The 13,761-nt window shown below is 68.4% G+C and carries 11 protein-coding genes; 6 read left to right on the top strand and 5 right to left on the bottom strand.

Annotation, left to right across the window (positions count from 1 at the left end; translation table 11 throughout):
- Positions 1-15 precede the first annotated feature (15 nt).
- Positions 16-270: a hypothetical protein gene (locus tag KA248_00610; protein ID MBP7828395.1), complete on the bottom strand. Its 255-nt coding sequence runs from the start codon at positions 268-270 to the stop codon at positions 16-18.
- Positions 271-577: 307 nt separating this feature from the next.
- Between KA248_00610 and KA248_00605 the strand changes: the two genes are divergently transcribed.
- The 4 genes from KA248_00605 to KA248_00590 all read left to right on the top strand — a co-directional run bounded on the left by KA248_00605 (position 578) and on the right by KA248_00590 (position 5,368).
- Positions 578-2,743 (top strand): right-handed parallel beta-helix repeat-containing protein, encoded by a 2,166-nt coding sequence (locus KA248_00605; GenBank protein MBP7828394.1) that lies wholly within the window; start codon positions 578-580, stop codon positions 2,741-2,743.
- A 65-nt stretch (positions 2,744-2,808) separates the two neighbouring features.
- On the top strand, positions 2,809-3,777 hold the full coding sequence (locus KA248_00600; GenBank protein MBP7828393.1) for a hypothetical protein: 969 nt from the start codon (positions 2,809-2,811) through the stop codon (positions 3,775-3,777).
- Entirely contained in the window at positions 3,774-4,583 is an 810-nt protein-coding gene (locus KA248_00595; GenBank protein ID MBP7828392.1) for a tetratricopeptide repeat protein, read from the top strand. Before KA248_00600 ends, KA248_00595 begins: the two co-directional genes overlap by 4 nt.
- A gap of 14 nt (positions 4,584-4,597) precedes the next feature.
- Complete coding sequence (locus tag KA248_00590; protein ID MBP7828391.1) at positions 4,598-5,368, top strand: hypothetical protein; 771 nt, start codon at positions 4,598-4,600, stop codon at positions 5,366-5,368.
- A 6-nt stretch (positions 5,369-5,374) separates the two neighbouring features.
- On the opposite strand, the gene KA248_00585 is transcribed toward KA248_00590, so the two are convergent.
- Positions 5,375-7,189 carry an SGNH/GDSL hydrolase family protein gene (locus tag KA248_00585; GenBank protein MBP7828390.1) on the bottom strand — a complete coding sequence of 605 codons (1,815 nt, stop codon included), beginning with the start codon at positions 7,187-7,189 and terminating at the stop codon, positions 5,375-5,377.
- A 204-nt stretch (positions 7,190-7,393) separates the two neighbouring features.
- On the opposite strand from KA248_00585, the gene KA248_00580 reads away from it, so the two are divergent.
- Positions 7,394-10,006 (top strand): autotransporter-associated beta strand repeat-containing protein, encoded by a 2,613-nt coding sequence (locus KA248_00580; GenBank protein MBP7828389.1) that lies wholly within the window; start codon positions 7,394-7,396, stop codon positions 10,004-10,006.
- A gap of 13 nt (positions 10,007-10,019) precedes the next feature.
- Here the strand turns inward: KA248_00580 and KA248_00575 are convergent, their stop codons facing one another.
- From KA248_00575 to KA248_00565, 3 genes are all read right to left on the bottom strand, one after another.
- On the bottom strand, positions 10,020-11,174 hold the full coding sequence (locus KA248_00575; protein ID MBP7828388.1) for a tetratricopeptide repeat protein: 1,155 nt from the start codon (positions 11,172-11,174) through the stop codon (positions 10,020-10,022).
- The gene (locus KA248_00570; protein MBP7828387.1) at positions 11,175-12,071 is read right to left on the bottom strand and encodes a hypothetical protein; all 897 of its coding nucleotides are present in this window, start codon (positions 12,069-12,071) and stop codon (positions 11,175-11,177) included.
- A 121-nt stretch (positions 12,072-12,192) separates the two neighbouring features.
- Entirely contained in the window at positions 12,193-13,200 is a 1,008-nt protein-coding gene (locus KA248_00565; protein MBP7828386.1) for an NAD(P)-dependent alcohol dehydrogenase, read from the bottom strand.
- 95 nt (positions 13,201-13,295) lie between these two features.
- On the opposite strand from KA248_00565, the gene KA248_00560 reads away from it, so the two are divergent.
- Positions 13,296-13,709, top strand: coding sequence for a hypothetical protein (locus KA248_00560; GenBank protein MBP7828385.1), 414 nt, complete (start codon positions 13,296-13,298; stop codon positions 13,707-13,709).
- The last annotated feature ends 52 nt before the right edge of the window (positions 13,710-13,761 follow it).

Below are 13,761 nucleotides of genomic sequence, written 5' to 3'. Positions count from 1 at the left end.
GAAATCTACCCGCATTCACCCGGATTTGGTATGATCTGCACCGATGCCGCTCTTCCACTCCAGCAGGTGTTGCAGGCGTACCTGTGGCGCTGGGGGATCGAAGTCAACGTCCGCGACGAAAAGACGCTGCTGGGCGTCGGCCAAGCCCGTGTGCGCAATCCCCACTCCGTTCAGCATGTCCCGGCCGCGGCGGACGCCGCTTTCGCCATGCTCCTGATGGCCGCAGCCAGTTCGCACCCACCTTGCCTCCTCCGGCTTGGCGTCGCTCACGATCAACCCCTCACATCACAACAGCCGCCGCGATCAACCAACTGCGCTGCGAGCTCTGGTCTCGTGTCTTTCACCCCGGGTTAGGCGACTTCACGCCCGGAATCCCTCGTGCCCAGAAGTCTCATAAAATCCTCACGATCTCGAATCATCCGTCCTTTACGCCATCGCAGGATGAGAGAAGGGCCAAACACGAGGGGGGCGTCGCTTGCCGACGCCCGGCAACGCCTTCCCATGGCCGCGTGCTTGCCGGCGGAGAACGCATGAGATATTTTCACGGCAACCTGCGACCAATATCGAGGAGGGCCTCATGCGCACCCGGCACAGAATCATTGTCGCTTGTTTCATCCTTGGCCTGCCGGGTCTCGCCGCCGGCGCGACGTACACGGTGACCAGCAGCGCCGACAGCGGTGGGGGCACCTTGCGCTGGGCGATCACGGCGGCCAACACCAACCCGGGCGCGGATACCATCGAGTTCAACCTGGCGGCCCCGTACCGGATTCAGCCGGCCTCGGCGCTGCCGACGAGCTACAGCAGCGGCCTGATCATTGACGGGACGACCCAGCCCGGGTTCGCCGGGACGCCGCTCGTGACGATCGAAGGTAGCCTCGCGGGCGCGGCCGACGGGCTTTTGATCAGCGACTCGACCTCGGCGGTCGTCCGCGCGCTGAATATCTCGAAGTGGAGCGGAAACGGGATCACCCTGCGGAGGGGGCTTTCCACCCGGGTGGAAAACTGCCGGATCTCGAGCAACACGGTCAACGGCATTATCCTGGAAACCTCTCGCCGCTGTGTCATCGGCGGCGCGGGGCCCCTGCTGCGCAACGTGATCACGTCCAACGGGAACGCCGGCGTCTATTTATCCGGCGATCACAACCTGGTGCTCGGGAACCTGGTCGGGACGGATGGGCTGACGGCGCAGCCCAACGATCACGGCGTGCAGGTGTTGAGCGGCCAGAGCAACCTCATCGGGGGGGCCGCCGCGGGCGAGGGCAATGTCATCAGCGGCAACAGAAGTTTCGGCGTGTACCTTGTGCAGTGGGCCAGCAATACGACGGTGATCGGCAACTACATCGGCACGGACGTGAGCGGCACGGCGGCCATAAGCAACGTCGTCGGTATTGTGATCGAGGGCGCCAGACATACCATCGGGGGCCTGGTCGCGGCGGAGCGCAACCTGATTTCCGGTAATACCTGGGGGATGCGCCTGATCGGGGGGCGCGCGCACGACAACGTCGTGCGCGGCAACTGGATCGGGCTCGGCGCCACGGGCGCGGTTGTCTCGAATAGTCTGCAGGGAGTGCAGATCATGCAGGGCGCGTCGACCAACCTGATCGGCGGCGCGGGCGCGGCGCACCGGAACGTGATCTCCGGAAACGGGGGGGGTGGCGTGGCGTTGACGGAGGCCGAGAGCCGGGCAAACCGGATCCAAGGTAATTACATTGGGCTGGGCCCGGACGGCATATCTCTCCTAGGCAACGGGGATAATGGCATCCGAGTCAGCGCGCCGTGGACCCTGGTCGGAGGCAGCGGGGCGGGCGAGGGCAACACCATCATGGGCAACGGGGCGGATGGCGTTTCGGTATCCGGCGCCAACGCGATCGGCAACCGGATCGAGGGCAATGTCATCGCACATAACGGCGCGCGTGGGGTGTCCGTGTGGGACAGCGGTGCGGTGAGCAACCTGATCACGGCGAACAGCCTGTACCTGAACATCGATCTCGGAATTGACCTGGGCAACAATGGGCGGACCCCCAACGACACCCAGGACCCCGACACGGGGCCCAACCAGCTCCAGAACTATCCCGTGCTCACGCTGGCCTCGAACGCCGGGGCCACGATGGCGATCGGCGGCTACCTGGACAGCACGCCCGGCACGGCCTTCGTCATCGAGTTCTTCGGCAACAGCGGCTGCGACGCCACGGGGTACGGCGAGGGCGAGGTCCTCCTCGGCACGCAGGCGGTCGTGACAGACGGAGCGGGCATGGCCGGATTCACCAACAGCGTCCTCCCCACGCCCACGCCGCCGCCCAGCTTCGTCACGGCCACCGCGCGCCACACGCTGCGCCAGGAAACGTCGGAGTTCTCGCGCTATCTCATGGTGGATTCCGACGGGGACGGCATGCCCGACGGGTGGGAGTACGCGAACTTCGGATCGGCGACCGGCGGCGACCCGGCCGGGCACGGCGATACCGACACGATTCCCAACCTGGAGGAGTTCATCGCCGACACCGACCCGAACGACGCGACCGACTACCCCCGGTTCGTCGGCATCGCGCCCGACAGCGGCGCGATCCGGGTCGACGTCCAGACCGCCGCCACGCGCTCGTACCGGCTGGAGGACGTCCCGCGGGCCGGCTCGGGCACCTGGGGGGGGCGGTTCACCGACAAGCCCGGGACGGGAGGCCCCGTCTCGTGGTACTGGGGCTATGCGGATTCCAACGCGATGTTCCGCTGCCGCGTGCTCCTGCCCTGACGCGCGGCGCGCCCCCCCCCTTTCGCCCGCTTGACACACAGCCCGAGTCGGTCGAGTATGCGCGCATGCGCGGGTGGATCATGCTCCTGTGGGCGGGCCTGTTCGCGGCGGCGGCGGCCGCGGCGGAACTGAAACCCTGGACACGGGAATGGGTGGACGCCGTCTGGCAGGATCACCTGCTGGCGCGCGGCGCGCAGTTGGCCGGCGCGGGCGCCGTCGAAGAGGCGCTCTACCGCGACGCGCTGCGGGTCGATCCGAAATCGGCCGACGCCGTCGAGCAGCTGCGGACGTACTACGCCGGCGCCGGGGAGCCCGTGCTGGCCGCGGGCGCGGCTCTCTACGGGCAGCTCCTGGAACCCTCATGGCCGGCCTGGAAAGACACCCTGGATCGCGAACTGCCCGCGATCGCGCGGAGCCGGGCCGCCCCCTCCTCCGAGGAGGACCAGGCCTTCTACGCGGAGGGGCTCGACGCCATGCTCGAAAACGTCCGATCCAACAACCTGCTGCGCGCGGAACTGGATGTCCGCCGCTTGCTGGTACGGTTCCCGTGTAACGCCAAACTGCTGGAGAACCTGTGCACGTTCGGCCGGCTTGGCGGCGAGCCGGCCGCCCAGGCGATGCGCTGGCTGGTTTTCGCCGAACTCCATCCCACCAACTTTCTCGTCGCCAACAACCTGGCCGTCACCCTCGAAGGCCTCGACCTCCCGGGCCCGGCCCACGACGCGCTGGCTCCGTTCCTGGACGGCCATGAGAACGACGCGTACCTGATGGGTAACGCCATCCGGCTCGCGGAGGCCGCCGGCCGGCTGGACCGCGCCGCGCAGGTCGCCGCGCAGTGGCGCGAGTGCCAGCCCGGCGTCCCCGAGGCCTGGCTGGCGTCAACGCGCGTCGCCCTCCGGCAGGGCCGGCTCGACGAGGCGCACAGGTTCTGGGTCGAGACGGTGAAGCGGCTCGATGCGGATCAGGCCGAAGTCCTGCTGCGCGAGCCGCCCTTCGCCGAACACCGCGCCCGCCTGGAAGGAGGCGCACCATGAGCCTGCGGGCGCCGTGGATTGGCCTCTTCTGCCTGGCGCTATCCGCTCGCGCCGCGGTCCTGGTATCGGACCCGGGCGACCTGAAGGAGGAACCGGGCGGCTACCTTAATCTTCCGTCGATGTTGTCGACATCGTCCGCCGCGCGGGCGCTGGCGGAACTGGGCCGGCCGCCGGACGTCGACCAGCAGATCCGCGACGCCCGCGAGGCGCTCGCAAGGAACCCGCAGAATCCGGGCTCCCACGCGCGGCTGGGCGAGGCGCTGCTGTTAGCCAACCGGATCGACGAAGCCGCGGAATGCTTCTGGCGCGCCGCCCGCCTCCGGCCGCGGGACGTGCGCCGGCTGGAGCAACTGGGCTTCGCCCTGCTGGCCGGCGGTGACCATGCCAACGGGTTGCGGGTGTACGAGGAGGTCGCCCGGGTCGACGGGGAGAGCCCCTCCGTGCGGCTCAATCTGGCGGCCGCCCTTCACCGCGTCGGGCGTTCCGGCGAGGCCCTGGCGATCCTCGAGACGCTGGCGGCCGAGCATCCGAAAAGTCTGCGGGCCTGGTACAACCTCGGCGTGGTCCAGTGGGCGCAGGGCGACGCCGCCGCGGCCCTCGAATCGCTGCAGCGCGCGCGCGATCTCCAGCCGAACCAGCCCTTCGTCCAGGCGGCCCTGGCCCGCGTGCAGCAGGCGCGGGGACGCGCGGACCTGTACGAGGAGGCGCGCGTAGCCCTGCGCGAGCGGTTGGGCGAAACCGTGGCCGAGACCCTGCTGGCGCAGGACCCGCTGCCGACCTTCCTCTCCCGCGGATCCAACCCATGAAAGGAGTCCTTCCCATGAGAACGCTCTTCGCGGCCGCCGTGTGCGCGGGCCTGTCCCTCCCGGTATCGGCCCAGCCGCCGGCCATCGACTTCGGCGTGGCCGCCGAGCTGGTGCGGAACATGATGTCGGAACAGGTCGGGCAGAACATACTGGCCAGCACGAACCTGATGTCCAACTACCGCAACTACGCGCTGGAGCAGGAGATCGCGCAGGAGGCCGCCCGCCGCGGCCTGACCGAGCGGATCGACGTCCAGCGCGCCATCGAGGAAACGCGCCGGGACATCCTCATCCAGGCGGTGAAGAACGACGTCATCCGCGCGGCCCGGCCTCCGACCGACGAGAAGATCGCCCGTGAAACCGAGGCGCTATCCGCGCAACTGGTCGCGCCCCCGGCCCTGAAACTGGACGTCTACTCGATCTCCGGCCGGCAGACGCAGCACCTCGAATGGGCGCGGGCCCAGCTGGCCGCCGGCGAGGACGTGGAAGCCCGCCTGGCCGAGCGGGGCTTCGTCCACGTCACCGCGCAGAACCCGGACCCGTGGTTCACGGCGAACCGGGTGGCCGCTCCCATCTGGACCCGCCTGACCGCCATGACCAACGGCGAAGCGGAGGTCTTCCCCGACGGGAACAATTACCTGCTCGTGCGCCGGCTGGATGCCCGGTCGGCGCGGCCGATGACGGCGGAGGAATCGCACGACCTCGTGCGGGCGCGGCTGCTGCGCGAGAGCCAGGAGAAGCTCTGGAGCGAGTTCATCGAGCAGAAGGCCCGCGCGCTGGGCCTGTAGGCGGAGTCAGGGACCGGCCGGCGGGAACGGCCAGCGCGAATCAAGCCCCGGGTCCTTGCGCGCCGCGGCCTCGAACGAGACTTTCGCTTCCGCCGTTTCGCCCAGCAGTTCCAGCAGCCGGCCCAGGGCATACTCGGTAAGGCCGCTGGGATCGGCCCCGTAGCGGAGCAGAACGCGGCCGCGCTGGATTTCCCCAAGGACGCCCTCCCGGTCCCTTGCGCTCAATCCCCCCATCCGGCGGGCGCGCCCCGCGTACAGCATGGCGGCGTAGAGGCGGCGCATCTTCCCGTATTCGGGCAGCGAGCGAACGGCAAAGTCCAGAAGCGGAAGAGCGCCGTCGACCCGGCCCCCGGCGAGGAACATCTCCGCGGCAATGCCCGAGGCCGGCACGGAATAGGTCAGGCCCGCCGCGCGATCCTCCATGGCCGCCATGAAAGGCCCGGCGATCCCTGGATCGAGGCGCTCCCGTGCCACGGCCAACCGCTGCTCGGCCCGGACGAGGGCCTGCGGGTTCGACGCGCGGAACATGGCGGCACGGAACAGGTTCACCAGCCCCTGCGCGACCGCGTAGTCCTCGTAAACGTTGCGTCCGAGCTGCCCGGCGGCGATTTCCAAGGATGGGAGTCGCTGGACCCGGCCGAGGTGCACCTGCAGGCGCCCGGCCTCGCCGGCCAGGGTCTTCACCAGTCCCAAGGCGAGCAGGTACTGGCCCGCAAGCGAGGGGTGCACGTGATCGTCCATCAGTTCCCAGCCCGTGCAGCCCCCGGGGCTGACCTCGCGGAACAGGCGCCGGGCGTCGAAGAGCAGGGTTTTCTTTTCCCGCGCCACCCGAAGCAGGGCCTCGTTCTGGAGCGACGTCGGCCGCCAGGGCATGGGATCGAGATCGATCGCCTGCTGGAAGGCGGCCGCGGCCTCCTCTCCGCGCGGCGCCTCAACCAGCTCCCGGCCGCGCCGGTAGGCCGCCCGCGCCGCGTCGGAATCGCCGAATGGCGCCAGGTCGCGCTCGTTGGCGGCGAGGGTGCAGATCATGACCGTCACCCCGCGGGCCCGGCAGAGATCCGCGATGCGTCCGACGTGATACGCGAGATTCTCCGCCGCCCGCCGGCGAAGATAGCTATCGGGCGGCACCGCACGCTCCCGCATCATTCGCTCCATCAGGATCCGGTCCGGCGGCGCGTCCGGCGGCGCGCGCAGGCGCTGCGCCCACTGGACGAGGGCCAGCGCCTGGCCCGCTCGCGCCAGCCGCATCAGGAGCGGGAAGGCGCCGGCGTAGTGCGTGGAGCAGACGCCGTAGGCCCCGTAGAACTCGTTGTTGCCGGCGTAGACCACAACCAGGTCGGGGTCGTACGGCAGGACCTGACGCACCATGTCGTACACGGGATAGCTCGCGACCGCGGTCGTCCCGAGGTTGATGATCTCCACCTCGCGGTCCGGCCACACCCGCCGCAAGGCCCAGGCTAGAAAGGACCCGGCGGTCAGCGGGGGCGGCTGCGGAAAGCCCAGGATCGCGGACTCGCCGGCCAGAACGATGCGCACCGTGTTCGAGTCCTTGGGCTGGTAGAACGACGACTGGCGGCCGCCGCCGCGGCCGGGCACGGTGCCGAGAAAGTAATCGCGCGTGGCCCGGGCCTCGACCTCCACGAGCCGCCGGCCGTTGACCGCCCCGATCTCGCGGATCACCGGCGGGTGGCCGCCGTATCCCCGCCACCGGAGTCCGCCCTCCAGCGCCGCGAGGAGCGCCAGCGGGACCGCGGCCAGCGCGAGTCGCGACCAGAACCCGCGCCGGGTCCGGGGCGCCGGCCCTTGATCTTTCAGTATCACCGGGATGCCCGCCCTTCTGATGTCTCCGCCCGCTTCTTATACGTTATGATGAAGCCGGTTACAACCGCGCGGCCGCGCCTCGCGGCCCCCGCGGCCAGCCCGGCATTGGACCAAGGTCGTACTTGTTAAATTAAATACATATAGTATTTTAATCGCAATTTTTCGTCACCGGAAGGTTTCCGAACGCACAAGCAGGAGTTCACGATGAACCAGAGACGATTCCGCCTGGCCGTTCCCGTCATCGCCGCGATGCTGCTGGCCGCGGCATCCTCGTCGTATGCCCAGAGCACCTGGACCTGGGAGGGCGACGGCGGCTCGGACAACTTCAACTGGTGGAACAACTGGAATCCCGAATCGTCCGTCGGGTTCGGCATCCAGTACTTCGGCGCGGCCACGACGTACACGCCGTACAACAACGCCCATCTCTCCTCGACGTACCGCTGGTTCTTCAATTCCGGGGCGAGTGCCTACACGATTTCCGGCGACGCCATCCGCTTCTACGACTACAGCGGCAACGACCCGGAAATCGCGAACAACGACGACAGCACGCAGACCATCAACCTGAATATCGAGGGTGACGGCGACGCGGGCGACCTGCTTCAACTCGGCGCCAGCAGCGGCGACCTGGTGTTCGGCGGCACGGTCAACAACCAGGGCAGCGCCATCCGCGTGTATTCCACCGGCGGCCACGACATCTATTTCAACGGCGCGGTCAGCGGCGCGGGCGACCTGAACATCGAGGGCAACACGATCGTGCACCTCGGCGCCTCGTACAGCGCCGGGACGATCGATATCGACGCCGGCGAGCTGCAGCTCGACGCGGCCAACGTGATCGGCAACAGCATCAACGTGGAAGTCGCCAGCGGCGCCACCTTTGACCTGAACAGCAACAACGAAACCATCAACAGCCTGGACCTGGTCTCCGGGGCCTCGCTGACGCTGGGGACCGCCTACCTGACGCTCAATGGCCAGGGCAACAGCACCTGGGCCGGGACGATCAGCGGCGCGGACGGCTCCCGCATCACCCGCGTCGGCGACGGGACCACCACCAGCATCACGGGCAACAACAGCTTCGACGGCGACTTCTACATCGACGGCGGCACGGTGGGCTTCAACCACAACAACGCCATCAGCTCGCTCGGCTCCATCCACGTCGGCGTGGCGGGCGGCACGTTCAACTCGAAGCTGGACATCAGCTCGGCCGGCGTGACGATCGGGGCGGCCATCACCGTGGAGAGCGGCACGGGCACGCGCACGATCGACAATGCCTCCGGCGGCACGGTGACCTTCTCCGGCGACATCGGCCTAAACAAGGACGTCCTGGTGACGGCCGGCTCCGGCGAGAACCTGATCTTGAGCGGGGACATCAACGGCACGGGCCAGTTGAGCAAACAGGGCGCGGGCACCGTCACGATCTCGGGGGCGAACGGGTACAGCGGCGCGACGGCCGTCGACGCCGGCACCCTGGTCCTCTCGGGCGACATCAGCGCCAGCAGCCACATGTACATCGGCCTGGACGCGGGCGCGGACGACGCGACGCTGGAACTGGCCGGCAGCGGCGCGACGTTCGGCAACCTCACGGTCAACAGCGGCGCGGGCGCCCGCACGATCACCGTCACGGCGGGCTCGCACACGCTGTCCGGCGGCACCGCGACGTTCAACCGCGACACGACGATCAACGCCAACGGAGGCAGCCTGACCTTCTCCGAAACGGTGGACCTCGATCAGGCCGACGACTACGACCTGAACATCGCGGCCAACGGCGGCAGCGTGACGATCAGCGGCTCCATCACGGCCGACACCGGCGCGTCGCAGATCAACAAGAGCGGCTCCGGCACCCTGACCATCTCGGGCGACAACTCGTCGAGCTTCTACATGCTGAACATCGCGGGCGGAACCGTCGTCATCAACAACGCGGCGGCGCTCGGCTCGCAGGCCGGCAGCTACACGGACAAGGTCAACTTCAACGGCAACGGCACGCTCCAGATCACCGGCAACCTGACGACGGATTCCGACACGGGCCTCCGCGTGGCGAACGGCCAGACCGGCACGATCAACGTAAACAACGGCGTGACGTTCTCCATGGCCGGCGCCCTGGCCAACGTCAGCGGGTCCGGGAACTTCACGAAGAGCGGCAGCGGCATGCTGACCCTGACCGGCAACTCGAGCTACTCGGGCGTCTTCAACGTCAACCAGGGCACGGTGAACGTGCAGGGCTCGCTGAACGCGGGGTCCGGCGTCAGCGTGGTCGGCGGCACGCTCATGGGCGACGGCACGGTCGGCGCGGTGACCGTAGGGTCCGGCGGCGTCATCTCCCCCGGCAACAGCCCCGGCACGATCACCCTCGGCGCCACGGTCTGGGGCAGCGGCGGCACCTACCTGTGGGAAATCAACGACGTGGACGCCGGTGCGGGGACCGATCCCGGCTGGGATCTGCAGAACATCACGAGCACGCTTACCGTCAACAGCGGGTTCACGATCGACGTCACATCGCTGACGCTGGCGAACGCCGGCGGCAGCGTGCATGACTTCGTCAACACGACCGACTACACGTGGCTGATCGCCCAGGCGTCCGGCGGCGTGACGTGGAACGCGACGCCGGGCATCGACCTGTCCAGCTTCGCCAATCCCCACAACGGCGCCGGCGCGTGGTCCGTCACGTACGACGCCAACAACGTCTACCTGAACTACGACGGGGATTACTCGGGCGGCGGCGGCGGCGGGGCCGTGCCGGAGCCCAGCTCGCTGCTCTACTTCGGCCTCGCCGGGGCCGGACTGCTGGTGGTCCGGTGGAAGCGGACCGCCGGACGCCGCTGACCGGGCCTCCGGCCTACGGCGCGTCGAAGCGGGGCGCGATCTCCGCGCTCACGAGGGCCTCAACCTCGGCGCGCGAGACGACCGAAGTGCCTGACTCGATCATCAGAACGGACTGCAGCTTGCGGCCCATTTCCGTCTTGCGGAACCCGTCGAAGGCCGGCATCTGAAGGTAGGCGTACGCCGTCGCGGCAGACGTCAGGTCCACCAGGGCCTCCAGGTGTTCCATGGCCTCCACGGTCAACCAGTTCTGGGCCGCCACGGCAGCGGCTTCGGCCTGGAGGGCGGAGGAGGACGGCGCGTCCGCCAGGGCTTGCCGGAGCGTCTGCCGGGCCTCCATCCACTGCCCGGCGCGGGATTGCGCGAAGGCCAGGGCCCGCAGCGCCGGCACGTCCCCGGGGCGCCTTTCGACATAGCGGGACAGGTAGCGGATGGCGGGTTCATCCTGGCCCTCCTCGATGCGGGCGAGTCCCTCGTTGAGGTCGGCCTGGGGCCACTCGCCGCGCACCTCCCGCCGGCTCCAATCCCAGAGGTACAACGCGTCCTGCAGCCGGCCCTCGCGGCGATAGATCGCCGCCAACACGGTCGGGCCCTCGCCCCGATATCCCCCCAGTCGCAGCGCCGTTTCGAACGCGCGCCGCGCCGACGGGAAATCGCCGCCCTTCAGGAACCACCACCCGATGTTTTCCCATAGCTTCCAGTTGTGCGGATTGATCTCCACGGAGCGGCCGAAAGCGAGCAGCGCCAGCGAACGGCGGCCTTCGAGCAGGTAAAGCGCCCCCACGCGCCGCAAGGCCTCGGCCTGCTGCATGCGGGCGAAATCGAAAACGGGTGCCGCCACCGCCTCCGGCTCCGGCTCCAGTTCCTCGGGGAGCGCCCAGTACTCGATCTCCGGTCGCACTCTCGTCGCCCGTTCGACGAGAAGCCGCACGTCCTCCGTCCTGGCCGCGTAAGCCATCGGCGGCTCCGGCTGCAGCGATCTGCCGCGGCCGGGCGCCCGCCGCAGCGTCCGCCACATGGCGACCAGGCCGGCCAGCAGAAGTAAAAAGGCCACCACCCAAGCCACGACAGGGTGGTGCGACGGTTCCTCCCCGCCCCGCTTGATCGGCACGCGCACCGCCGGCCGCCTGTCGGGTGCCTTCGGACGCACGCTGATAAAAGGATTCTCCATTTACCACGCCTCCAGCGTCAGGGCCGCATCCCCGGCCTTGCGCGGCAAGGGATCATTCCCCGGAGCCTCGCGAAGCGTCCAATCCACGCGCAGCCCCCCCCCCGGGTTTTTTTGGCGGGCCCGGTTCAATGCCTTCCGCAAAGGGCTCAAACGGGGATCGTCTCGGATCGGGTCCAACTGGGGATCGGTGAACCAGAGCACCGTCGCCTCCGGAAGCGTCGTATAGGCGGAATAGAGCGCCGCGATGGCCGGCTCCTTGCGGCCCAGACGGCTGTAGATGCACGCACGGTTGAAGAAAATGGAGGCCAGCAAGTCCGCGCGACGCAGGGCCAACACATCGATGGAATTCAGCAGGCCCAGCGCCTCGTCATACTGGCCCATCTGAATCTTCACGGCAGCCAGGTTGCATATCAGCACCGGGTCGTTGCCGCGCTGGACCATGAGCTTGCGCAGGGTCTTCAACGCGCGGTCATAGTCCGCGACGCGAAAACTCAAATCCACGACATCCTCCAGAACCTTTCCAGCCATGGGCTCCGGCAGCCATTCCTCCGCGAACTGCTCCAGCTTCTGGATGGCTGCCGCGCGGTCCCCCCGAAGGGACAGCAGGCGCGCGTCCTGTCGCACTGCCTCGGCTTGGGCCTTCGCCGCGTAGAGGTCCGCATCGGGGATCCATTCTACGGGCCCCATGGAAAGAGTGGCCAACAGCACCCTCCACGAGGAGGCGGGCCGGCCCACAGGCACCTCCGGCGGCGGACCCGATATCTGCGTCATGGCCGCTTCAATCGTCCGGGCCGCCTTCTCGACCTCCTGCGGATCGATGAGCCCCTCGCCGGCACGGCCCGCCGCCGCGGCCAGGAGCAGGACGCCGGCCAGGCCGCACGCTTGTCGCCCGCTCACGGCACGCATCCCCGCCGGCGCGTGAAGGGCCGGCTCCGGTATGTACGCTGAAACATGGTCTCCGGGTTTTTCATTCGCGGTCTCAATCCTTTCTACTTCAAGCGCCCGGTTGCTTCAATCATCAGGCCTCCAGCACCATCCGGTAGCGCGCCCGGTTGGCGCGGACCTGGTCGAGCGCCGCATTGACCTGCGCGAGCGGCAGGACCTCGGTCTTCGCCGTGATCCCGTGGCGGGCGGCAAAGTCCAGCATCTCCGCGATCGTGTGCCGGCTGCCGATGACGCTGGCGCCGACGGATTTCTGGCCGCCCTGCAACAGCCCGGCCGGAATGGAGAGCGGGCTCGGCGGCGCGCCGAGGAAACACAGCGTGCCGTTGGGCCGCAGGGCCTTCAGGTAAGCCGTCCAATCCAGGTCCACAAAGACCGTCGTCAGGATGATGTCCAGGAACCCGCCGCCGCGCCGCTCCTTCAGCGGCTCGCGCGAGGAGAGGAAGTGATGGGCGCCGAACGACCTCGCCTCCTTCTCCTTGTCCGGCGACGCGGAGAACGCGGTCACCTCGCAGCCCATCGCCGCGGCGAACTGCAGCGCCAGGTGCCCCAGCCCGCCGATGCCGATCACGCCGACGCGGTGGGCCGGCCGGACGCCGTGGTGGCGCAGGGGCGAGTAGACCGTCGCCCCGCCGCACAACAGCGGCGCCGCGTTCTCGCCGGCCAGGGCCGCCGGAATGGGAAACGCGTAGCGGCTGTCCACGCGGATGCGCTCGGCGAACCCGCCGTGGTGTCCCACGCAGGTCGCCTCGTGCGCCGGGCACAGGTGGTCGTGGCCCGCGGCGCACTGCTCGCAGACCAGGCACGCGCCGCGCTGCCAGCCGACGCCCACCCGGTCACCGGCCTTCAGGTGCGTGACCTGCGCCCCGGAGGCGGACACGATGCCGATGATTTCGTGGCCCGGGATGAAAGGATAGGTGCTGATTTTCCAGTCGTTGTCGATCAGGTGTAGGTCGCTATGGCAGATACCGCAATGCGTGATCGACACCTCGACATCCATGGGGCCCAACTCGTTCGGCGAGTAGTCAAACGCTTTAAGCGCCTGCCCCTGCTGCATGGCGGCATAACCGTGAATCGTGGTCATCGTGTTGGCTCCTTTCGCGCCTCAAAACGCCCGTATTATCTTGTGACACCCTGACCCGAAGAGTATACGTCATAACCCAGAAAGGAGCGTAAAAAATGCGCATCGCGTTGGCGTTGGTTGTCGGTTTGTTCGCGTGCGGAATGGTCATGGCCCAGGAACTCGCGGAGCCGGTGGCGGCGGCGGAGCAGGTCGTGACGGAAGCCGCGGCGGCGACGGAAGCGGCGGCGGAACAGGTGACGGCGGCCACGGAGGCCGCGGTCGAGCAGGTCGCCTCGACGGTCGAGAGCGCCCAGGCCATGACCCTCAAGGGCCGGGTCAGCGTGGTGAAGGAAGCCGACGGCACCATCCGGGCCATCTACATCAACCCGGAAACGGGCCACGGCTACAAGGTGGACCTGAAAAACGGCGAGGGCATGACCCTGGCCGACAAGCACGGGAAGGTCGTGGAAGTCACGGGCGCGGACGTGAACATGCTCTTCCAGGTCAAGACCATCACGGTCGTTGAATAATCGTTCAGCCGTATCGGGACGGAAAACCGCGCCGGGAAGCCGGCGCGGTTTT

The sequence above is a fragment of the Kiritimatiellia bacterium genome, from assembly GCA_018001225.1.
In the GTDB taxonomy this organism is placed as follows: Bacteria; Verrucomicrobiota; Kiritimatiellia; order CAIQIC01; family JAGNIJ01; genus JAGNIJ01.
Note: the sequence above shows the minus strand (reverse complement) of the source record. Positions and strands in the feature narration are given on the sequence as shown.

Excerpts from the sequence above, each read along its gene's own strand:
- KA248_00605 (MBP7828394.1), top strand. The coding sequence starts at position 578 with ATGCGCACCCGGCACAGAATCATTGTCGCTTGTTTCATCCTTGGCCTG.
- KA248_00600 (MBP7828393.1), top strand. The coding sequence starts at position 2,809 with ATGCGCGGGTGGATCATGCTCCTGTGGGCGGGCCTGTTCGCGGCGGCG.
- KA248_00595 (MBP7828392.1), top strand. The coding sequence starts at position 3,774 with ATGAGCCTGCGGGCGCCGTGGATTGGCCTCTTCTGCCTGGCGCTATCC.
- KA248_00590 (MBP7828391.1), top strand. The coding sequence starts at position 4,598 with ATGAGAACGCTCTTCGCGGCCGCCGTGTGCGCGGGCCTGTCCCTCCCG.
- KA248_00580 (MBP7828389.1), top strand. The coding sequence starts at position 7,394 with ATGAACCAGAGACGATTCCGCCTGGCCGTTCCCGTCATCGCCGCGATG.
- KA248_00575 (MBP7828388.1), bottom strand. The coding sequence starts at position 11,174 with ATGGAGAATCCTTTTATCAGCGTGCGTCCGAAGGCACCCGACAGGCGG.
- KA248_00565 (MBP7828386.1), bottom strand. The coding sequence starts at position 13,200 with ATGACCACGATTCACGGTTATGCCGCCATGCAGCAGGGGCAGGCGCTT.
- KA248_00560 (MBP7828385.1), top strand. The coding sequence starts at position 13,296 with ATGCGCATCGCGTTGGCGTTGGTTGTCGGTTTGTTCGCGTGCGGAATG.